This is a genomic window from Paenibacillus sp. FSL H8-0079 (assembly GCF_037991315.1).
Lineage (GTDB): Bacteria > Bacillota > Bacilli > Paenibacillales > Paenibacillaceae > Paenibacillus.
The window spans coordinates 1,976,758-1,997,187 of record NZ_CP150300.1; the positions used below are offsets into that span (position 1 = coordinate 1,976,758).

Genomic DNA, 20,430 nt, shown 5'->3' on the forward strand with positions numbered 1-20,430 from the left:
AAAGAGATAACTTTCCTGAAACTGTACCCTTAATGATTTATAACTCATACATAGCTCATTGACAGCTCAGATCGGATGTTATACAGGAGAGGGTTTACTTGTACGTGTGAGTGAGAATAGATCCATATCAGGATTCTGCTTGCCAGTAATGGCATCTGCAATCAGGGAAGCAGCAATCATGCTGTACACCGTTCCGTTGCCTCCATACCCTTCCACAAAGTAAGAATGCGGATAATCGGGATGTGTACCGATCAGTGGCAGACCATCATTCGTATTACCAAACACGGCACCCCAGGCATAATCGACTTCAAGACCATCTAGAGGGAAGTAGGAACGGACCTCTTCCAGAAGTGTATCTCCCTGGTGTTTTGCCCGAATTTCACGTTGATCCTCCCGAGGTATTTCTTCATCCAAACCACCTGCGATGATTCTTCCATCCGGTGTTGTTCGCATATACAAATATGGGCGTGCTGTCTCCCAAATCATGCTGTGCTCAAACCATTCCTTAAGATCAGGCAACGGTTTGGTAGCAATGGCATAAGTCGTCTTCAGATAGGCTCCGCGATCCTTTTTGATATCCTGTGTCTCGTAACCGGCAGCAAATATGACCTTGTTGGCACGGATTTTAACGTTGGAAGTGTGGCATACTACACCATCTTCAACGTAATCACAGTGTACCATTTCGGTCTGACCATAGATTCGGGCCCCACGCTTATTGGCAGATTCAAATAAGGCATGAACGAATCGATAGGGATTCACTTCCGCATCTCCCATCGTATACAGTGCAGCTGGTTTGCTGAAGGGGAAGTGTGTTTTTATTTTGTCGGTATTCCACAGTTCGGCTTCAAAGCCGTAGCGCTTCAGCGTCTGATATTCTTCCTCCAATAGGGCAACATCATCTTCACTGCTTGCAAAACAAAGACTTGTTCGTGGAATAAACCAAGGATCCGTATCCAACGTGTCTGCTATTTGAGTAAGTTGTTTCATGGCTTCCCGGCAAAGTTCATAAAATCGTACGCCTTTTGCTTCGCCAAAGGTGTTGATACATGAAGTTAGGGTCTTGTCATTCGTGTATTGCAAGAGACCTGTATTGGCAGAGCTACTGCCTTGGGCAATATCTCGCTTATCAATGACAACTGTGTTCACACCCTGCTCTGTGAGTAGTTTGGAAGTTAGCGCGCCTCCCATACCACCGCCAATGATAAGGCAGTCACACGAGATGTCTTCTCGAAGAGCAGGATAATTGAAAGTTGAATTAAAAGTGGAAGGCCAGAACGGTGTGCCATAGACCAGATCCATCAGAAACATCTCCTTAATGATTTATATTTGTATACTTTTGTGTGACCGGGCTAACAATAATTGCGCATAAACTTTATGCCGAGGAGGCCACCGAAATGCAGAATCAAGCTATGCAAGCGCTGAGTCCCAAGGAATTGAACTACATTGCGGACTCGATCACCAATGAAGAACTGCTGATCAAGCAGTGTGCAGCCACAGCTTCCATCACACATAACCCACAAATTCAACAGGCACTGAATCACTATGTTCGCTCACATGAACAGCATCTGAATACCCTTGTCAATGCGCTGCAGCAACATCAATCTCTTGCACCAGCACAAGTTCAGTAACTGAAGTCAACTCTAACTGTATAGGAGGAAAACGCATGTATTCTCAATCTTTATCATCTAATGGCGCTTTTATGCAGGAGCAGGATCTGCTGAAGTCGATTCTTGCAGATTTAAGACGAACCTCGCGCGAATATACGACTGCGACAACGGAAGCTGCCTGCCCCATGACACGCCGAATGTTCACAGATTTAACAAATGACACCCTAAGATTACAAGGGGAACTGTTCAATCTGATGCAGCAAAACAACATGTATTCTGTCTCGTCCAAGGCACTTCGTCAAGACGTGGACAAGCAAATCCAGTCTGCACACCAGACGCAACAGAAGTGTCAGCAATTCATCCAGGAAAAGAACACGCAGAACAGTTCATATAGCCAAGCTCCTAATGTGCCTCAGCATCAGCCGAATTACGGTAACCCTTATTACATGTAACCTGTGTAAAAGAGGTTTGAAGCACTTGGCTAACCAAGACCATACCACCGCTTGCCTGAATTCAGGGCAGGCGGTCTTTTGTCTTTGCATCAACGTTAAATTCATGTAATATAAGTATTAATTCATTTTCAGGAACCTGGATGACGCTGGAGGGAAAACCATGAAAGATTTGAACGATCTGCAATTAAAAGTTCTGGATCTGCTGAAGGAAGACGCGAGAAGGACTCCCGCACTGCTGTCGACGCTGCTGGGGGAGTCGGAAGACAAGATCAAGAACGCCGTGGCACAGCTTGAACAAGACCACGTCATCGTGAAATACGCAACCGTCGTGAACTGGAGCAAAATAGATGATGAGAAAGTAACAGCCCTGATTGAGGTGCAGATCACGCCGGAGCGTGGTCGTGGCTTTGAAGGGATTGCCGAACGAATTTATCTCTATCCGCAAGTGAAATCCGTATATCTCATGTCAGGTGCATACGATCTGCTCGTTGAAGTAGAAGGTGGCAACCTGCGTGAAGTCGCTAATTTTGTGTCGGAGAAATTGTCTCCGATTGACTCTGTGCTTTCAACCAAAACGAATTTTATTCTTAAAAAATATAAGCAGGACGGGATTATCTTTGAAGACCATCAGGAAGACAACCGTCTCATGATCTCGCCGTAAAGGAAGATGTGTCATGATAGTGAATGAACAGACAACCGGAAACAACAAGAATATGACGTCTTATCTGGCACCTCTCGTGCAACAGATACCTCCATCCGGAATCCGCAAATTTTTCGATCTGGTTGGAGACAACAAGGATATAATCACTTTGGGTGTGGGTGAACCTGACTTTGTTACACCTTGGCATATGCGTGAAGCCTGTGTATACTCGCTGGAAAGAGGTATGACCAGCTACACATCCAACGCAGGCATGCCGAAGCTGAGAGAAGCCATCAGCGATTATCTGGATACTCAGTTTGATACCAAATACGATCCAAAGGATGAGATTATTGTTACCGTGGGTGGCAGTGAAGCGATTGACCTGGCTTTGCGTGCATTAATCGTACCCGGCGACGAGATTCTCATTCCTGAACCTTCTTACGTGGCTTATTCACCAATCGCTTCCATCGGTGGAGGTATACCGGTCGGTGTTGAAACCTATGCGAAAGATCAGTTCAAGTTAACTGCCGAAGCACTTGAAGCTGGCATCACACCGAAGTCGAAGGTGGTTATTCTGTGTTATCCGAGTAATCCCACAGGAGCCATTATGACGTATGAAGAGTGGCTGCCTATTGCTGAAGTAATCAAAAAGCATGATCTGATTGTGATCGCTGATGAAATTTACGCTGAATTAACGTATACGCAAAAGCATGTCAGCTTTGCAGCTATTCCGGACATGAAGGAGCGGACCATTCTGGTAAGCGGATTTTCCAAGGCTTTTGCAATGACAGGATGGCGGATCGGGTACATGTGTGGTCATCCTGAACTTATTGCAGCCATGCTTAAAATCCATCAGTATACGGTAATGTGTGCACCGGCCATGGGCCAAGTTGCTGCACTTGAGGCATTGACGAACGGTTTGGGTGAGAAAGACCGGATGGTAGAATCGTATAATCAACGCAGACGTTTGATTGTGCAGGGATTCCGGGATATTGGACTCGATTGTCATGAACCTCAGGGCGCATTCTATGCATTTCCGAGTATTCAAAAGACAGGCATGAGTTCCGACCTGTTTGCGGAGCGATTGTTAACGGAAAATAAAGTTGCTGCTGTTCCTGGGAATGTTTTTGGTCCTCAGGGTGAAGGCTTCTTGCGCTGCTCGTATGCTACTTCCGTAACCCAATTGAATGAAGCTTTGGAACGAATCGGAAACTTTGTTTACAAACTTCAAAAAGAGGGTTAATACTAAAGTAGAATCTATTAACAGATGTGACATTGTTAACATTGGAAAAAAATAACTTTCTTTTCCAAAATATTGTGATATAATTTCAATTTGAAATAAGTTTTCATATATTTGGAAACCATTTTTCCAAGGAGGGGTTGGCTTTGTTTTGTGTTGAATATGATTTATCGACTAATCGTGGGCACTATCTGGCAGAAGGCGATCATGGCGACCGATGGTCGGTGAAACCTGATAACGCATCTTTGCATGACATTTCCTTGGAAGATGAGATTCATATGCTTCGTCGCAAGATGGAACAGATCTTCCTCGAAGAGAAATCATTCACATCCGATATAGTAATTGAAATCAGCAGTTTGCTGGATCTAAAGATTAATGAATACATGAAGGCTAACCCGATTAAAGGAAAATAACGTTTTCGTTGAATTGAAACGTTTCATTTTATTGAGTTAGAAAGGAGACCTGAGAGGGTCTTCTTTTTTTGTGTGTAAAGCAAGGGTGATCCCCCGATAAGACAGCTTATTTTTTTGCGTGGAACAATTGTGATATATTGGACATAGGAGACTAAAGGGGGAACTGGAATGAAAAGATTTTGGGGGCTTACTGCGATCATTTCTATCGTTTTTCTGCTTGCGGGTTGTGGTGGTAAAGATGGTTTTTCCATTTTCATTATCGATAACCAAGGAAATCCATCTGTAATCTCAGAGCAGTTGCAGGCTAATCTGCAACAGAAACTGGGCGAGGAACCTAAGGTGGAAGTGATCACCAGTGCGATGTATGATGTTCAGAAAATTATGGTAGAGTATGCGGCTGGCGGACATGATATCTTCATCTTGCCTGAATCCGACATGAAACAATACGGAAGTAATGGCTCCAACATTCCGCTGGATGATACCTTTGATCCAAAGAAGTTTGAACGGGGTGTATTTGAGGGTGGTGTATTGGTAGAGAAAGGTGAAGGAGATGAAGGTACAGATCTCAAGCAAGAATCACATCTGTATGGCATTCCGCTCGAAGATATGAAAATGTTTAAAGATGTAGAATATGCTGCGAGCAATTTGTTCGCCACCATTCCGGTATCCACGTCTAATGTCGAAGAATCCAAGAAAGTGCTGAAGGCGCTGACAGAGTAGAGAAAATACAGAATGGCTATGGAAGGAGGGAAGCGGATTGCTGATTACGGTCACAGGCGGCATAGGTAGTGGTAAAACCCGGTTTGCCCTCAATTACGCAGCCGGGATTAGCCGAGAGGGCGTATATTTATCCACTGGTGATCATGATCCCGTTATTCCCGAATTACCATCCGCTCATTATCGTGCCATTCATGCCGGGAACGGTCAGCAACTGACAGAGGTGATCACCCAGATTAATCGGGAATCCAATCTGTTTTTGGCGGATCAGCGAATTGTAATTGTGGACAGTTTGACCTCATGGATGGCTGCCGGTTTCAGGGCAACGGATGATCTGAATCATCAGCGTTCAGAGACTCAGCTTTTGCTCGATGCATTGTTGTCTTATCAGGGGAAGTTGCTTGTGATTACCAATGAAATGCATGGCACATTACATCCTACCGAGGAAGAACGGATATTTACAGCGAGAATGGCCTCGGTTAACCGGATGCTGCAGACCCATGCTGAAAAGATGTACATGCTGGTATCCGGTCTGGCTATTGATCTGAAGGGTCAGGCAATGCGGTATGAAGACGAACGGTAACGAGATGACATAAACGGGTGATATGAAGAAGCCTCCTCGACCACGATCATGGTGGCAAGGAGGCTTTATTTATGAAGTCTATCCTTTTTTTTATTTCTGCTTTTTGCTACGTCTGATCCACCAGATGATACATCCGATGACAATGATGGCCAGGATGACATACACTACAATGGAATAGACATCCATAAAGTGCAAAATGCTCTCCCATGATGCGCCAAGTGCAGCGCCAACGGAGACAAGAATGACATTCCAGATCAGTGTGCCAATGGTTGTAAAGAGAAGGAATAAACCAAATTTCATGTTGGACATGCCTGCAGGAATTGAGATGAGACTACGGACGAGGGGAACCATTCGACAGAACAATACGGTCCACATGCCATATTTGTCAAACCATGCATCGACACGGTGAATATCCTCTTTTTTGATGCGCAGAACATGTCCCCAGCGTTCCACAATTTTCTCAAGGCGTTCGACGTCAATGAGGAGTCCAATACCATACAGTATCACAGCACCAAGGACGGAGCCGATGGTAGCGGCAATAATCACACCTGGAAGGGTGAGACTGGTATAGGTGGTCATGAATCCGCCAAACGGCAAGATGATTTCGGATGGAATCGGGGGAAATACGTTCTCAAGAGCAATAATGAGTGCAATGCCTATGTAGCCGTATTGTTCCATGAAATCGGTTATCCAGTTTTGCATAATCGTCTCCTTTACTTTTGGTTTCCTTTGATTTGTCGTATACTCGGCAGAGCACACCAATTCTTATATACGTGTAAAGCGATAGACTGGTTTCTGAAAAAATGGCATTCCCGTATTCATTATTATATTAACAATTGGAGGGATAACGATGGGTATATATACACGAACAGGTGACGAAGGGCAGACTTCGGTCATTGGTGGACGCGTCATCAAGGATGATGATCGAGTTGAGGCTTATGGCACGATTGACGAATTGAACTGTTTTGTCGGCCAGGCGATCAGCCTGATTGATTCTGCTCAAGGGCAATTCGAAGATCTGCGTGAATATCTGTTGGAAGTTCAGCAGGAATTGTTTGATTGCGGATCCGATCTGGCCTTCGTGAAGATTAGTGAGTCCAAATATAAGGTAAGAGATGAAATGGTCACACGTCTGGAACAATGGATCGACCAGTATGATGCAGAGAATCCAAAAGTGGAACGGTTCATTATTCCTGGTGGCAGTCAGTTGTCTTCTGCTCTTCATGTGTGCCGTACTGTATGTCGTCGCGCAGAGCGTCGCACGGTAACATTGGGACAACATACGGACATTAACCCGTCTGTACGACGGTATTTAAACCGACTGTCTGATTACTTCTTCGTGGTTGCACGGACGGCCAATGCGAGACAACAGGTGGCCGATATTGAATATGTGCGGAGCAAAAAAGTATTCCGCCGCAAAGAATGAGCCAGTATTATTCGCCGATAGTCTACACGGTGACCGAGCAAGAAGATGGCTGGCTGCTGAAGACCGTGCTTCAGCGCCGGCTACTGGTGTCGCGCAAGCTTTTGTCCAAAATCAAGCTGACAGAACAAGGCGTCATGCTAAATGGAGAGCGCGTGTACATTAGCGTCAAGGTAGCTGCGGGTGATGTCGTTGAAGTTCGGATGGAGCAAGAGGAATCGGATGATATTTTGCCTGAGCCTATTCCCTTTACTATTCTGTATGAAGATGAGCACTTGCTCATTGTCAACAAGGATGCGGGCATCATTGTTCATCCGACACATGGTCATTACACAGGTACTTTGGCAAATGGGGTCGTTCATTACTGGAAATCCAAGGGTGAGCGATTCCGGTTCAGACCGATTCATCGACTTGATCAGGAAACGTCAGGTGTGCTCGCAATAGCCAAGAATCCTTATGTGCATCAGCATGTGTCTGAGCAGATGATTGCAGGAACAGTGGATAAGAAATATATTGCGCTTGTGCACGGCAGTCCTGTCCCGGAAAAAGGGTCAGTGGATGGCCCGATCGATCGCGATCCTGAAGAGCCGCACCGCCGAATCGTAACACCTGATGGCTACGCTGCAAGAACGCTGTACGCAACCGTAACACGCTGGGCAGAAGGCAGCGCCAGTGCAGTAAGTCTTAAGCTGGAGAGCGGCAGAACCCATCAGATCAGGGTACATATGACTTCTATTGGCTGCCCGTTGATCGGTGACCGGATGTACAAGACACTACCTGTGCACGAGATCGATGAGCAGACCATAGCTGCTCGGGATGAACGGGACAGCTGGATCGAACGTCAGGCCTTGCATGCTTGTGAATTGACGTTCGAACATCCCATTCTAAAGGAGCGTATAACGTTCCAGGCTCCTTTTCCAGCAGATATGGCCGCGCTGGAGAAGCGTTTGAATGATGAGGCAGCTCCGAGAGAAGAACTGTAGGAAGCTGCGACGGGGCTCTTAGTTTTGCACCTCGTATCGCAGTTTCCTGCACGGCCTGTCCTGTTTGGAGTTCAACGCTGTTTGTCTTACCCTTGTGAGGGATGCTTAATGTACCCGAACAACATGCCGTAGGCTAATCATTATGTTCTATCGTTAATGTATTGATGTGTAGCATTTTCATGTTAAATCTTTTAAGATTTCAAATTTTTTAAAGCTTTTAAAGAGATTAAAGCTGTAAGATCCTGATTCAAAAAATATAGCCGAATGTGTGTTTTTGATCTCATTCGCAAAAGTCAGTAAAATTACATGGCGATGGTATCGATTTGGAGCGACTTTTGGATTTGCAAAGCAAACCAAGGGAAGCGACAAGTCGAAACTATCGCCACAGGAGGCAAATCAATGAGCAATTTAAAAGTATATCAATATGCCAAATGCGGCACATGCCGTAAAGCTGTAAAATGGCTGGAAGCTCAAGGACACGAGCTGGAGCTAATCCCCATTTTCGACACACCGCCATCAGAATCTGAATTAACAGAACTGATCCAAAAAAGCGGATTGGAAGTGAAGAAGTTCTTTAATACGAGCGGGGAAGTGTATAAGGAACAACAACTGAAGGACAAACTTCCGGGCATGTCCGCTGATGAACAGATTCGTTTGTTGGCTTCCAATGGTCGTCTGATCAAACGTCCGATCGTTACGGATGGAGAAAAGGTGACGGTTGGATTCAAGGAAGAAACGTACGAGCAGGAATGGAATAACGCGTAAAATATGGATTTTTGGTGGGGTCGGTCATTCGATGATTGTTATGATTGTCGAATGAATTAACACTCAATGGGCTCTGAATGTTCAAAATTCAGGGCTTTTTTGGCTGATCGATGGTTGGCGGAACTATGCTATAATGATAGAATTAGTTTCGATATTTTATATGCTAGATTTAGATAGGAGAGAACAAATTCAAGTGAATCAACGTAATGAACCTACTTTGTTGCTGGTAGACGGTATGGCGGTGTTGTTCCGTGCTTTTTATGCGACATCTGCAAGCGGATATATCAGACGTACAAAGGCAGGATTGCCTACCAACGCAGTCTACGGATTTATCCGTTATTTCTGGGATGCGGTTCAGACTTTTGGGCCAAGTCATGTTGTATGTTGTTGGGATATGGGCGGTAAGACGTTCCGCGGTGAAGAATATGCAGCCTACAAAGGCAACCGGGCGGAAGCTCCGGATGACCTAATTCCCCAGTTTGCCCTGATTCGTGAAGTCATGGATAGCTTGGGTATTCCGAATATAGGTGCACAAGGATTCGAAGCCGACGATTGCATCGGGACGCTTGCGAAGTATTACACCGAAGAGACAGATATGAATGTTATGGTACTGACGGGTGACCACGACATGCTGCAACTGATTAATGATCGCACAAGTATTATTATTATGAAAAAAGGCCATGGCAACTACATGGTGTACAACCCTGAGACGCTCATGGCAGAGAAACAACTGACACCTCGTCAAGTGATTGACATGAAGGGTCTGATGGGAGACGCCAGCGACAATTATCCCGGAGTACGGGGGATTGGTGAGAAAACAGCGTTGAAACTTGTACAGGAATACGGCTCTATTGAAGGGATTTTGAGCAACATGGATAAGCTAACCCCTTCGGTGCGTAACAAGATTGAGAATGATTTGGACATGCTTCATCTGTCCCGCAAACTGGCAGAGATTCATTGTGCTGTTCCGGTTGCCTGTGCGCTGGATACCTGTGAATTGCGTCTTGATCCGGATATGGTGATGGACAAGTTTGAACAACTTGAGATGAAGAGCCTTGGCTCTTGGATGGGAGTGGCAATAGGGTGAGCAACATGAAGAACGTACGAACAGGTAAAAAGTGGTGGACAGGGGCTATGGCCCTCGTCCTGGCCTTACCCGTAATTCTTTCGGGAGCAGTAAGTGCGCCACAGACAGTGGATGCCAAAGCAGCAATTAGCACCAAAGTACAGAAAGTAAAAGCAGCAGGACGCAATTTTACCGTACAGACGGTTACGATTCCGAAGGGAACACCGGTTACGGTGGGACTCGCGAAGAAGCAAGTGGGCCAGACGGCAACACTGCCATCGATCGTGAAAGCCTATGGAGCACAAGCAGCCATTAACGGAGCATTTTTTGAAGCATATAACGGAGCACCAGATCCATATGGCATGTTAATAGCAAATGGTAAGGTCATACATATTGGTAGATATGGAACATCCATCGGATTTAAGGAAGACGGCTCGGCGATCATGGATTCACTTCAGGTGAGCCTGACAGGTAAAGTGACGGATACGAAAGGCAAATCACGCAGTTGGTATGCCACCTTTATTAATCGAACACCTTCAGCAAATGCCAGTATTACGATGCTGTATACGCCTGAAAGAGGTGCTACAGTCGGGTTCAAAGGTGGCACTGCGGTTGTCATGGAAAAAGGTGTCGTGACCAAAAAAGTACCCAATACGAATGTAGCGATTCCTAAGAATGGCTCAGTATTGGTGTTCACAGGTAATCAGAAGTCTTCTTCGGACCGTTTCACCGTTGGTTCAACCGTAGAAATGAATTATAAGTATACGAACGCAGCAGGCAAAGAGATCCCTTGGCAAGATGTAGTGACTGCTGTTGGAGCAGGACCACGTCTGGTAAAAGACGGTAAGATAGCTGTAAATCCGACGAGCGAAGGTTTCAAGGATGCCAAGATTCTTACCGCATCCGGTGCCAGAAGTGGTATCGCCATCATGGCGGATGGTTCTGTCATGCTGGCTACCGTTTCTGGAGCGACAGTCAAGGAGTGGGCAGCGGTGATGCAGAAGCTTGGTGCCAAACAGGCCATGAATCTGGATGGCGGTGCATCCTCGGGCATGTATGCCGGGGGCAAAATGCTAACTTCTCCAGGCCGGCTCTTGAGTAATGCACTGGTATTTGGTGGCTCTGTGCGTTAAAAGAAAGTAATTATGGGAGGGATGATGCAAATGACACTCACATCGGATCGAAAGCCAGGGGGAGGCAACACAGCAGTTCTGGCCATTAATGTAGGACTGCCGCAGGCGCTCCCTGGGCAGAAGCGTGAAGTGATGAGCGGCATTGTCAAACATCCTGTATCCGACGCGGTTTTCCTGTCATTCACTGGAATGACAGGGGATGCGCAGGCGGATCTGGTGCATCATGGCGGACCTGACAAGGCCGTTTGTGTATACGATTACAGTCGTTATCTGGCGCTGGAACAGCTGATGAATCGCAAGCTGGACTGGGGAGCTTGTGGAGAAAATCTGACGGTTGAAGGCTGTGCCGAAGAAGACGTCCGGATTGGTGATATGTACGAGTTGGGCGAAGCCACGGTGCAGGTCAGTCAGCCCAGACAACCTTGCTTCAAGCTGGGTGCGAGGTATGACTATAAGGAGCTACCTGTTTATTTTCAGGAGAGTGGACATACCGGCTTTTACTTTCGTGTACTGCAAGAAGGGGAGGTAAGGCCTTCGTCGATATTTCGACGGATTAACACCGATCCAGCCTCAATGACGGTTCTTGAAGCCAATCGAATTATGCATCAGGGGAAAGAAAATGCTGAAGGTATTCAGGCGCTGCTGGCCATTCCTGCGCTGTCAGACAGCTGGAGGCAGACGTTGATGAAACGATTGTCCAAGCTGGAGATTAAGTAGCAGGGTAATTACAGTGTCATTAATTAAAATAATATCAATTCCTATTAAACTAACTTGGGAGTGTGACTAACATGACGATCTTAGGCGCAATTGAAGCAGGCGGAACCAAATTTGTATGTGGTATTGGCACGGAAAATGGAGAAGTTCTGGAACGCGTAAGTTTTCCCACGACGACACCGGAAGAGACCATGGCTCAAGTGATTTCATTTTTTGAAGGCAAAGGCATTGAAGCGCTGGGCGTAGGTTCATTTGGCCCGATTGATCCGATTGAAGGAAGCCCAACGTATGGTTATATCACAACAACACCGAAACCACATTGGGGACAGTATAACGTGATTGGCAAGCTCAAGGAGCATTTTGATGTACCGATGACATTTGATACGGATGTGAATGGCGCGGCACTTGGAGAAGCAACCTGGGGCGCTGCACAAGGTCTTGAGAGCTGTCTGTATATCACTGTGGGTACAGGCATTGGTGCAGGTGCTGTAGTTGGCGGTAAAATGGTCCATGGATTGTCACATCCAGAGATGGGACATATCATTGTACGCAGACATCCGGAGGATACATACGAAGGTTTCTGTCCGTATCATGGTGACTGTCTCGAAGGCCTTGCAGCAGGACCGGCCATTAACAAACGTTGGGAGCAACCGGCTTATGAACTGCCCGCAGATCATAAAGCATGGGAGATCGAAGCACATTACCTGGCACACGCACTGATGAACTATGTTCTGATTCTCTCACCGCAGAAAATCGTAATGGGTGGCGGGGTAATGAAGCAGGAGCATCTGTTCCCAATGGTTCGTAGCAAACTGCAGGAGTTGCTTGCAGGATATGTTCAGCATCCGGCACTTCAATCCGACATTGACCAGTATATTGTATCACCAGGACTTGGTGACAATGCAGGGCTGTGTGGTTCGCTGGCGCTTGCCAAATTAGCGCTGAACAAGTAGTACAATAAGGGATTGACGAATTTTACCATTGTGGTATGATATGGGCAACAGCATAGTACGGTTAATGAGGAAGCACCTCTCTTGCATGAATTTTGCAGGAGAGGTGTTTTTTTTGCTGCCTGTAGTTAGCATATCTAACCTGTATAGGCTGAAATGTCAAAGGGAGGGAACGGAAAATGGAAGTCATTTTCATGAACAGATTGTCCAGATTGTCAGATCAGAATGCAGAGTATGCGCAGCTATGGATTGGGGAAGAGGACGATAGCTGGCAGCTGGGATGGAGTCGCTACGAGGAAGGAGAACGTGAGGACAGCATCTGGTACGAAGGGACCTCTTGGGAGGAGCTACTTCATATCTACCGTCATCAGCTTGCCATACAGATGAGTGAGGGGTACCGACCGCAGTTGCAGGGGTTATTCCACGAGAATGATGATCTGAAGTCACGCAGTTATGGTGGGCAGCGGCTCCATTGTTATAGTGAACTATACGGCAACGAGCAGTTATATACGGATCTGTGCACATGGCGCAGGAAGAGAGTTGTGTCTGACCGGAAGGCACCGTATTTTATTGCAACAAATCGTCTGCTGCGTTTGATCAGTGCCTTTGTTCCACAGTCCATGGATGAGCTGATGCAACTGCCCGGCGTAGGAGAGAGCAAAGCAACCGAGTATGGTACGGAATGGATGGAGATTACGAACGGGTTGGAGCGTTCAACGACATTCCCGCTGGACTGGGTATACACGGCGCTGAAGGAAGAAGAGTATGAGAGCTGGTTATACAAGCAGAGAGAGCAGAAGTACAAACAGGAACTCGACAAGTTCACCACGCGTAAGCAAGTGCTTGAAGGCATGAAGGAAGGTTTTACGTTAGAGGAGATTGTTAATCGATCCGGATTATCCCGACGTGAGTTGATTGAGCTGTTAGAGACACTGGATCTTGAAGGTTATGACACCGATTGTCTTCTTGATGTAGAGTTGGCAGTTATGCCAGAGAACGAACAAGAGGCCGTATGGAGCGCGTATGAGGAGCTGGGAGATACGTTCCTGAAGCCAGTATTACATAAGGTGTATGGAGGAGAGAAGCCTGACGGAGGAAGTCTGGAGCAGGTCTATGAAAGACTGCGCATGATTCGAATCCGTTTTCGTCGGCATGCAGAGACAGAGCAGAATGTTGGTTAGGTGAAGGAAATGAAAAAAAGACGAGGCGTTTCTCCCACAGGAGCGCTTCGTCTTTGTTATTTCATACGAGTTCATACCCAGTCTTTTTTGCGGAAAATGAAGAACATGCTCAGGCCCAGTGTTACCATCAGGCCAATCACAACAAAATAGCTGTATTTCCAGTTAAGCTCTGGCATATTCGTAAAGTTCATTCCGTATATACCCGTAATGACCGTCAGCGGCATGAAGACCGTGGTAATGGCAGTAAACACACGCATGATCTCATTCGCCCGGTTCGCAATACTGGACTGGTAGGCTTCTCGTAAGTTGCCCATCAGGTCGCGATATGTTTCAAAGGTTTCAGATATTTTTACAGCATTCTCATAGATGTCACTGAAATACTTTTGCAGTTGATCATCGATGAGACGCAGATCTTTTTTGTTCAGTGTATTAATGACCTCTTTCTGAGGTCCAAGGACTTTTTTCAGCCACAGAATCTCACTGCGCAGTCCGATGATTTCATTCAGATGTGACTTTTTGGTGTGCATCAGAATGTCTTCCTCAAGCTTCTCGATCCGAGCTTCAATTCGGTCACCTACGGTGAAATAATTATCAACAATCAAGTCAACCAGCAGGTAGAGCAGACGATCCGGTGTACTGATTTCCTGTTCCCACAGGATGGGCTTCAGGGTGCGCAATTCGCTGACCTTCTGCTTCGTAACACTAATAATGAAATGTCTGCCGAGGAACAAGTTCACCGCACGTAGAAAAATCTCTTCATCATCAAAACGGATGCTATTAATCACAATAAAGTAATGGTTCTCATAAATTTCAATCTTCGGACGTTGTTCTTCATCACTGAGACAATCTTCCACTGCCAGATCATGCATCAAGAACAGCGGCTGAAGTACCGCCAAATCGTCTACGTCCGCATCAATCCAGTAAAATCCTTCCGCTGGTGGAGTCAGCGCCTGCTGAATGTCGTCCACCGGAATAAATACACCGTTGTTAACCAACCGGATTTTCATTGTTAATCTACTCCTTCTGCACCCGCCAACTTGGCGGATATTATCATTATGGGCGCAAAAAGAACAAATCAGCCGGTCGGCAGCGGAGCCTGGAGATCAGGGCTGCGTTCACTATATAATCAAACGGAAGTCACGTCCCGCTGCCGGCATGCTGATGTCAATTCTCTATGCAGTTTGTCGGAATTCGGCTGCCAGTCAGGCCTCGGGTCGCCATCCATTTAATATGTCACCTCTCACATAAGGGTTTATAACACCTTGTTTAGTATACCGCTGGTACAAGGTGCTTTCAAGCGCAAAAATGTGTCTATTTCGCGCCCTGAGGCAGTGTATGACAACGGATGATGAACGGTTCCGATCTGGAAAGCAGACGTAGAACTGCAACTTGACGTGAGGGCATTAATGTAATAAAGTAGACGGTGAACCACATTAAATTACAATCTAATACAGCGAAATCTTATCAAGAGTAGGTGGAGGGACTGGCCCGATGAAACCCGGCAACCGGCGGTATACCGCACGGTGCTAATTCTTGCAGCGACCAAGTGTCAAGTGGCACTGTTGTAACTGAGAGATGAGAGAGGCGCATATCTATTTACATATGACCTTTCTCGAAATCCGAGGAAGGTCTTTGTCATATGCCCCGACTTCTCAGCAGTGATTTTCGCTAAGGAACTTGAGATTGTCGTAACTTTGGATGGAACTTCAATCCAATGGTTGTAGACAAGCTCATGGCAGCCTACAACTGTATTGATGTGAAGACATCAAGCCAGCAGTGGCTGCATCTATTTATGCACAAGGAGGAGTTAGACTACCCATGCCAATCAAAATACCCGATACGCTACCAGCAAAAGAAGTCCTTGAAGGAGAGAATATCTTCGTCATGGATGAAACTTCTGCATACCAGCAGGATATTCGTCCACTCCGTATCGCTATATTAAACCTGATGCCCACAAAGGAAACGACCGAAACACAATTGCTTCGTCTGGTGGGAAACACGCCCATTCAGGTGGATGTCGTTCTGGTACATCCCAAATCCCATACGTCGAAGAATACGTCTCAGGAGTATTTGGATCTGTTCTACAAAACCTTCGATGAGATTGAGCATCGTCGTTTCGATGGAATGATCATTACGGGTGCCCCTGTGGAACAGATGGATTTCGAAGACGTGAACTATTGGAATGAAATCCAGGAGATCTTCGAATGGACCAAAACCAATGTGACTTCAACCCTGCATATATGCTGGGCTTCCCAGGCAGGTTTATACCATCATTTCGATGTACCCAAGGTTGCGCTTGATGAGAAGTGTTTTGGGGTTTTCCCACATACCATCAACAAGCCTCATGTTCCGTTGTTGCGTGGATTTGATGAAGTATTCAACGTTCCACATTCCCGTCATACGGAAGTGCGACGCGAAGATATTGAAAAGAATGAGAAATTAGAGATTTTGGCTGAATCCGAGGAAGCTGGTATTTTCCTGGTTGCTACCAAAGACGGCAAACAGATTTTTGCTACAGGACATGCCGAGTATGACCCTTTCTCATTAAAGTGGGAGTATGACCGGGATGCAGCGAAAGGGATGGATATTGCATTACCTAGACATTATTATCCGAATGATGATCCTTCCCGTGTGCCACCGGCTACTTGGCGTGCTCATGCCAACTTATTATTCTCTAATTGGCTCAATTACTATGTGTATCAAGAAACACCTTACGATATTGGCCCGCAAATCTAATCGAGATTACAGGAGGATGCAGCAATGGAAGACAACAACAAGTTGAAAATCGAAAGCCGCTTAGCACAAATTGGGTCCATCAATGAACCGGTAACAGGCGCCATTAACTTTCCGATCTATCAATCCACTGCGTTTCGCCACCCGAAGCTTGGTCAAAGCACGGGGTTTGATTATATTCGTACGACCAACCCAACACGCAAAGTGTTGGAAGAAGCAGCTGCAGCGCTGGAGTCCGGTGATGCAGGGTTTGCCTGTAGCTCAGGTATGGCCGCGCTGCAAACCATCTTTGCCATGTTTGGTCAAGGGGATCATCTGATTGTATCGCTGGATCTGTATGGCGGAACCTATCGTCTACTTGAACGCATCCTGTCTCGTTTCGGCGTAACTGCAAGTTATGTGGACACGAATGACCTTGCAGCACTGGAGAATGTTCGTCAACCGAATACCAAAGCTGTATTCATCGAGACACCAACGAATCCGCTGATGATGATTACAGATGTGGAAGCCGTCGCTTCCTGGGCGAAAAGTTACAACCTGTTGACAATTGTTGACAACACGTTGCTGACTCCATTTTTCCAACGTCCGATTGAATTGGGTGCCGATATCATCATTCATAGTGCTACCAAATATCTGGGCGGACACAATGATGTGTTAGCCGGATTAATCATAACCAAGGGTGAGGCATTATCTGCGGAAATGGCGTTCCTGCATAATTCCATTGGCGCCGTGTTGTCTCCAAGTGACTCTTACCAGTTAATGAAAGGCATGAAAACGCTGGCTCTTCGCATGGAGCGTCATGAATACAATGCGCTTACCATTGCCAAATACTTGCTTGAGCATCCAGCAGTGGGTGAAGTGTATCATCCAGGCCTGTCGGATCATCCGGGGTATGCGGTGCAGAATAAACAATCCACGGGTAACACAGGTATCTTCTCTTTCAAAGTGAAGGATGCACGTTATGTTGAACCATTGCTGCGTCATATCAAACTCATTGCTTTTGCCGAAAGTCTCGGTGGAGTCGAATCTCTTATGACTTACCCGGCGGTACAAACGCATGCGGATATACCGCTTGAAATTCGTGAGGCTGTAGGTGTGGATGACCGTCTGCTCCGGTTCTCCGTGGGCATTGAACATGCGGATGATCTGATAGCAGATCTCGGCAATGCGCTTACCGTTGCACAACAGGAAGTTGAAGGAGGCGTGCATCATGAGTGAGTCCAATAACAAGCCAAATTCCGAGTTGAAATTCAATACCAAATTGCTTCATTTCGGTGATGAGATCGACAAAACGACTGGAGCTTCCAGTGTACCGATCTATCAAGCTTCAACGTTCCATCATTTTGATATCTTCAATCCGCCTCAACATGATTACAGTCGTTCGGGTAATCCGACACGTCAGGCACTGGAAGATTACATCACACTGCTGGAGGGTGGAGCGCGAGGATTCGCCTATTCATCGGGAATGGCCGCGATTTCCAGTGTGTTCATGATGTTCTCCGCAGGGGATCATATGATTGTAACGGAAGATGTATATGGAGGTACGTATCGTTTGCTTACTTCCATATTGAGCCGTATGCAGATCGAGACGACCTTTGTAGACATGACCAATATAGATGAAGTAAAAGCGGCGCTCAAGCCGAACACCAAGGCAGTTTATATGGAAACACCGTCCAACCCGACACTGCGAATCACGGATATCGCTGCTGTGACTGACTGGTCGAAGGAAAATGACCTGATCACGATTCTGGATAACACTTTTATGACACCTTACTATCAGCGTCCAATTGAGCTGGGCGTGGATATCGTCGTACATAGTGCTACGAAGTTTCTCGGAGGTCACAGTGATGTACTGGCAGGGTTAGCCGTTGCTCGCACGGAATCACTTGGCGTACAACTGAAACAGTTGCAAAATGGACTCGGAACTGTACTTGGGGCTCAAGAATCCTGGCTTCTGATGCGCGGCATGAAAACCTTGGGAGCTCGCATGGCTCACAGCGAACAGAGCACAGCCAAACTGGCGGCTTGGCTTAATGAGCGCAGTGATATTACCGCTGTTTTTTATCCTGGACTGGAGGATCATCCGGGCCGTGAGGCACATGAGCGCCAGTCAACGGGGTATGGAGCTGTCGTTTCGTTTGACGTTGGTTCAGGCGATCGCGCGAAAGCAGTTCTTAACCGGGTGAAGCTACCCATTGTTGCTGTAAGCTTGGGAGCTGTGGAGAGCATTCTGTCTTACCCAGCGATGATGTCTCATGCGGCAATGCCGGCTGAGGTTCGCCGTGACCGAGGCATTACAGATGGGCTGCTGCGTTTCTCGGTGGGTCTCGAAGACATTGAAGATCTGATTGTAGATTTGGAACAAGCACTTCAGGAATCCTAGGAAAAGTGGGTACCCCAAAACGCCTAAGTGTATCGTTTAATATCGAATAAATTTGATTCCATATGTAAAAATTTTTACTTATTTTTAAAGCACCTGTACATAAGGTGCTTTTTTTCACATGTAACCTGTGTTACGATATGTGGAGTACAGAAATACGATGTTGCCACCAGAACTTGCTTCTCTTAAACAAGTTGGGACGGATCGTTATATAATTTCTCTTCATGAGGGAGGCTTTTTTACGATGAGTACGGTAGACCGTATCTTAGATAAAGCCCTTCGGGGCGAACGTTTGGACTTGGAAGACACGATTCAGCTATTTGAATCCAATGAAGTGGACAAAATCGGGGCAGCTGCGAATGTCATTATGAAACGCATGCACCCTGAACCATACAGAACATTTGTAATTGGGCGTAACGTCAACTACACGAACGTGTGTGATGTGTACTGCCGTTTTTGTGCTTTCTACCGCAGACCTGGTTCCGATGAAGGTTATGTACTTCCGGACGAAGTTATTTTCCAGAAGATTCAGGAAACGGAAGATGTGAATGGTACCGAAATTCTGATGCAAGGCGGAACGAATCCGAACCTGCCTTTCAGCTATTACACAGACCTGTTGAAAGCCATCAAGGAGCGTTTCCCGAACATCACCATGCACTCTTTCTCACCTGCTGAGATTATGAAAATGGTTGAAGTATCCGATGGTCTTACATTGGAAGAGGTTGTTCGTGCCATTCACGAAGCTGGACTGGATTCCCTGCCTGGTGGTGGTGCTGAAATTCTGGATGACCGCACACGCCGGAAAATCAGCCGCTTGAAAGGTTCATGGCGGGATTGGATGGACGTGATGCAAACTGCACATCGCATCGGCATGAACACCACAGCAACAATGGTTATCGGCCTTGGTGAATCGATGGAAGAGCGTGCATTGCACTTGCTCCGTGTACGTGAAGCTCAGGACGAATGTATTGCGAACAAGTATGACTCCGAAGGTTTCTTGGCGTTCATTCCTTGGACTTTCCAACCGGATAATACAAACCTCAAGCTGGAGCGTCAGACGCCGGAAGAGTACTTGAAGACTGTAGCCATCAGCCGACTAGTGCTGGATAATATCAAGAATATTCAATCCTCTTGGGTAACCATGGGCCCTGAGATCGGTAAGAAGTCACTTGAATTTGGCTGTAATGACTTCGGTAGCACGATGATCGAAGAGAACGTCGTATCTGCTGCTGGTGCAACATATAAAGTTAACATTGAATCCATTCTCCGTTTGATTCGGGAGTCCGGTTATATTCCGGCACAACGTAACACCCGATATGACATCGTGCGCATGTTCGACGAAGAGAATTCCGTGCATGAAGATTTCGTAATGCAGAACTAATATTAATTATTTGAAATTACGCTTATACATGTTTTAAATGTTAATCGTAGATGAGTGTTTATGAAGCCA

At 46.4% G+C, this 20,430-nt stretch carries 22 protein-coding genes and 1 riboswitch; of the genes, 19 read left to right on the forward strand and 3 right to left on the reverse strand.

Annotation, left to right across the window (positions count from 1 at the left end):
- Positions 1-78: 78 nt before the first annotated feature.
- On the reverse strand, positions 79-1,299 hold the full coding sequence (locus MHI06_RS09000) for an FAD-dependent oxidoreductase (RefSeq protein ID WP_340401253.1): 1,221 nt from the start codon (positions 1,297-1,299) through the stop codon (positions 79-81).
- A gap of 95 nt (positions 1,300-1,394) precedes the next feature.
- Here MHI06_RS09000 and MHI06_RS09005 point away from each other — a divergent pair, with 95 nt between their 5' ends.
- The 7 genes from MHI06_RS09005 to MHI06_RS09035 all read left to right on the forward strand — a co-directional run bounded on the left by MHI06_RS09005 (position 1,395) and on the right by MHI06_RS09035 (position 5,652).
- Positions 1,395-1,628 carry a hypothetical protein gene (locus MHI06_RS09005; protein WP_062833449.1) on the forward strand — a complete coding sequence of 78 codons (234 nt, stop codon included), beginning with the start codon at positions 1,395-1,397 and terminating at the stop codon, positions 1,626-1,628.
- Positions 1,629-1,663: 35 nt separating this feature from the next.
- Positions 1,664-2,059 carry a spore coat protein gene (locus MHI06_RS09010; protein WP_169478827.1) on the forward strand — a complete coding sequence of 132 codons (396 nt, stop codon included), beginning with the start codon at positions 1,664-1,666 and terminating at the stop codon, positions 2,057-2,059.
- 160 nt (positions 2,060-2,219) lie between these two features.
- Positions 2,220-2,720 (forward strand): Lrp/AsnC family transcriptional regulator, encoded by a 501-nt coding sequence (locus MHI06_RS09015; RefSeq protein ID WP_024628343.1) that lies wholly within the window; start codon positions 2,220-2,222, stop codon positions 2,718-2,720.
- Between the two features lie 13 nt (positions 2,721-2,733).
- Positions 2,734-3,942 carry an aminotransferase class I/II-fold pyridoxal phosphate-dependent enzyme gene (locus tag MHI06_RS09020; RefSeq protein ID WP_169478824.1) on the forward strand — a complete coding sequence of 403 codons (1,209 nt, stop codon included), beginning with the start codon at positions 2,734-2,736 and terminating at the stop codon, positions 3,940-3,942.
- A gap of 143 nt (positions 3,943-4,085) precedes the next feature.
- Complete coding sequence (locus MHI06_RS09025; protein ID WP_169478814.1) at positions 4,086-4,352, forward strand: aspartyl-phosphate phosphatase Spo0E family protein; 267 nt, start codon at positions 4,086-4,088, stop codon at positions 4,350-4,352.
- A gap of 168 nt (positions 4,353-4,520) precedes the next feature.
- A complete protein-coding gene (locus MHI06_RS09030; protein WP_169478811.1) occupies positions 4,521-5,072 on the forward strand; it encodes a hypothetical protein in 552 nt (183 codons plus the stop codon).
- 37 nt (positions 5,073-5,109) lie between these two features.
- Complete coding sequence (locus MHI06_RS09035) at positions 5,110-5,652, forward strand: bifunctional adenosylcobinamide kinase/adenosylcobinamide-phosphate guanylyltransferase (protein ID WP_340401254.1); 543 nt, start codon at positions 5,110-5,112, stop codon at positions 5,650-5,652.
- A gap of 90 nt (positions 5,653-5,742) precedes the next feature.
- Here the strand turns inward: MHI06_RS09035 and MHI06_RS09040 are convergent, their stop codons facing one another.
- A complete protein-coding gene (locus MHI06_RS09040) occupies positions 5,743-6,354 on the reverse strand; it encodes a DedA family protein (RefSeq protein ID WP_145146724.1) in 612 nt (203 codons plus the stop codon).
- A 148-nt stretch (positions 6,355-6,502) separates the two neighbouring features.
- Here MHI06_RS09040 and MHI06_RS09045 point away from each other — a divergent pair, with 148 nt between their 5' ends.
- The 8 genes from MHI06_RS09045 to MHI06_RS09080 all read left to right on the forward strand — a co-directional run bounded on the left by MHI06_RS09045 (position 6,503) and on the right by MHI06_RS09080 (position 13,867).
- Positions 6,503-7,078, forward strand: coding sequence for a cob(I)yrinic acid a,c-diamide adenosyltransferase (locus tag MHI06_RS09045; RefSeq protein ID WP_340401255.1), 576 nt, complete (start codon positions 6,503-6,505; stop codon positions 7,076-7,078).
- Entirely contained in the window at positions 7,075-8,058 is a 984-nt protein-coding gene (locus MHI06_RS09050; RefSeq protein WP_340401256.1) for an RluA family pseudouridine synthase, read from the forward strand. Before MHI06_RS09045 ends, MHI06_RS09050 begins: the two co-directional genes overlap by 4 nt.
- Before the next feature lie 399 nt (positions 8,059-8,457).
- Entirely contained in the window at positions 8,458-8,823 is a 366-nt protein-coding gene (locus MHI06_RS09055) for an arsenate reductase family protein (protein ID WP_338592954.1), read from the forward strand.
- A 193-nt stretch (positions 8,824-9,016) separates the two neighbouring features.
- Positions 9,017-9,910, forward strand: coding sequence for a 5'-3' exonuclease H3TH domain-containing protein (locus MHI06_RS09060; RefSeq protein ID WP_289391834.1), 894 nt, complete (start codon positions 9,017-9,019; stop codon positions 9,908-9,910).
- A 5-nt stretch (positions 9,911-9,915) separates the two neighbouring features.
- Positions 9,916-11,022 (forward strand): phosphodiester glycosidase family protein, encoded by a 1,107-nt coding sequence (locus tag MHI06_RS09065; RefSeq protein ID WP_340401257.1) that lies wholly within the window; start codon positions 9,916-9,918, stop codon positions 11,020-11,022.
- A gap of 30 nt (positions 11,023-11,052) precedes the next feature.
- Positions 11,053-11,739 carry an MOSC domain-containing protein gene (locus MHI06_RS09070; RefSeq protein WP_340401258.1) on the forward strand — a complete coding sequence of 229 codons (687 nt, stop codon included), beginning with the start codon at positions 11,053-11,055 and terminating at the stop codon, positions 11,737-11,739.
- A 71-nt stretch (positions 11,740-11,810) separates the two neighbouring features.
- A complete protein-coding gene (locus MHI06_RS09075; protein ID WP_169478801.1) occupies positions 11,811-12,689 on the forward strand; it encodes an ROK family protein in 879 nt (292 codons plus the stop codon).
- Positions 12,690-12,865: 176 nt separating this feature from the next.
- Positions 12,866-13,867 (forward strand): HRDC domain-containing protein, encoded by a 1,002-nt coding sequence (locus MHI06_RS09080; protein ID WP_340401259.1) that lies wholly within the window; start codon positions 12,866-12,868, stop codon positions 13,865-13,867.
- Positions 13,868-13,938: 71 nt separating this feature from the next.
- On the opposite strand, the gene corA is transcribed toward MHI06_RS09080, so the two are convergent.
- Positions 13,939-14,874 carry a magnesium/cobalt transporter CorA gene (corA, locus tag MHI06_RS09085; RefSeq protein WP_062833460.1) on the reverse strand — a complete coding sequence of 312 codons (936 nt, stop codon included), beginning with the start codon at positions 14,872-14,874 and terminating at the stop codon, positions 13,939-13,941.
- Positions 14,875-15,325: 451 nt separating this feature from the next.
- A riboswitch (SAM riboswitch) is annotated at positions 15,326-15,449 on the forward strand.
- Positions 15,450-15,685: 236 nt separating this feature from the next.
- Here corA and metA point away from each other — a divergent pair.
- The 4 genes from metA to mqnC all read left to right on the forward strand — a co-directional run bounded on the left by metA (position 15,686) and on the right by mqnC (position 20,361).
- Positions 15,686-16,603, forward strand: a complete 918-nt coding sequence (metA, locus tag MHI06_RS09090; RefSeq protein WP_169478799.1) for a homoserine O-succinyltransferase — start codon at positions 15,686-15,688, stop codon at positions 16,601-16,603.
- 24 nt (positions 16,604-16,627) lie between these two features.
- Positions 16,628-17,818 carry a PLP-dependent transferase gene (locus MHI06_RS09095; protein WP_340401260.1) on the forward strand — a complete coding sequence of 397 codons (1,191 nt, stop codon included), beginning with the start codon at positions 16,628-16,630 and terminating at the stop codon, positions 17,816-17,818.
- Positions 17,811-18,983, forward strand: coding sequence for a PLP-dependent transferase (locus MHI06_RS09100; protein ID WP_340401261.1), 1,173 nt, complete (start codon positions 17,811-17,813; stop codon positions 18,981-18,983). The genes MHI06_RS09095 and MHI06_RS09100 overlap by 8 nt, the downstream gene beginning before the upstream one ends.
- A 241-nt stretch (positions 18,984-19,224) precedes the next feature.
- Positions 19,225-20,361 (forward strand): cyclic dehypoxanthinyl futalosine synthase, encoded by a 1,137-nt coding sequence (mqnC, locus tag MHI06_RS09105; RefSeq protein ID WP_124113707.1) that lies wholly within the window; start codon positions 19,225-19,227, stop codon positions 20,359-20,361.
- Positions 20,362-20,430: the final 69 nt, after the last annotated feature.

Excerpts from the sequence above, each read along its gene's own strand:
- MHI06_RS09000 (WP_340401253.1), bottom strand. The coding sequence starts at position 1,299 with ATGGATCTGGTCTATGGCACACCGTTCTGGCCTTCCACTTTTAATTCA.
- MHI06_RS09005 (WP_062833449.1), top strand. The coding sequence starts at position 1,395 with ATGCAGAATCAAGCTATGCAAGCGCTGAGTCCCAAGGAATTGAACTAC.
- MHI06_RS09010 (WP_169478827.1), top strand. The coding sequence starts at position 1,664 with ATGTATTCTCAATCTTTATCATCTAATGGCGCTTTTATGCAGGAGCAG.
- MHI06_RS09015 (WP_024628343.1), top strand. The coding sequence starts at position 2,220 with ATGAAAGATTTGAACGATCTGCAATTAAAAGTTCTGGATCTGCTGAAG.
- MHI06_RS09020 (WP_169478824.1), top strand. The coding sequence starts at position 2,734 with ATGATAGTGAATGAACAGACAACCGGAAACAACAAGAATATGACGTCT.
- MHI06_RS09030 (WP_169478811.1), top strand. The coding sequence starts at position 4,521 with ATGAAAAGATTTTGGGGGCTTACTGCGATCATTTCTATCGTTTTTCTG.
- MHI06_RS09040 (WP_145146724.1), bottom strand. The coding sequence starts at position 6,354 with ATGCAAAACTGGATAACCGATTTCATGGAACAATACGGCTACATAGGC.
- MHI06_RS09045 (WP_340401255.1), top strand. The coding sequence starts at position 6,503 with ATGGGTATATATACACGAACAGGTGACGAAGGGCAGACTTCGGTCATT.
- MHI06_RS09050 (WP_340401256.1), top strand. The coding sequence starts at position 7,075 with ATGAGCCAGTATTATTCGCCGATAGTCTACACGGTGACCGAGCAAGAA.
- MHI06_RS09055 (WP_338592954.1), top strand. The coding sequence starts at position 8,458 with ATGAGCAATTTAAAAGTATATCAATATGCCAAATGCGGCACATGCCGT.
- MHI06_RS09065 (WP_340401257.1), top strand. The coding sequence starts at position 9,916 with ATGAAGAACGTACGAACAGGTAAAAAGTGGTGGACAGGGGCTATGGCC.
- MHI06_RS09070 (WP_340401258.1), top strand. The coding sequence starts at position 11,053 with ATGACACTCACATCGGATCGAAAGCCAGGGGGAGGCAACACAGCAGTT.
- MHI06_RS09075 (WP_169478801.1), top strand. The coding sequence starts at position 11,811 with ATGACGATCTTAGGCGCAATTGAAGCAGGCGGAACCAAATTTGTATGT.
- MHI06_RS09080 (WP_340401259.1), top strand. The coding sequence starts at position 12,866 with ATGGAAGTCATTTTCATGAACAGATTGTCCAGATTGTCAGATCAGAAT.
- corA (WP_062833460.1), bottom strand. The coding sequence starts at position 14,874 with ATGAAAATCCGGTTGGTTAACAACGGTGTATTTATTCCGGTGGACGAC.
- metA (WP_169478799.1), top strand. The coding sequence starts at position 15,686 with ATGCCAATCAAAATACCCGATACGCTACCAGCAAAAGAAGTCCTTGAA.
- MHI06_RS09095 (WP_340401260.1), top strand. The coding sequence starts at position 16,628 with ATGGAAGACAACAACAAGTTGAAAATCGAAAGCCGCTTAGCACAAATT.
- MHI06_RS09100 (WP_340401261.1), top strand. The coding sequence starts at position 17,811 with ATGAGTGAGTCCAATAACAAGCCAAATTCCGAGTTGAAATTCAATACC.
- mqnC (WP_124113707.1), top strand. The coding sequence starts at position 19,225 with ATGAGTACGGTAGACCGTATCTTAGATAAAGCCCTTCGGGGCGAACGT.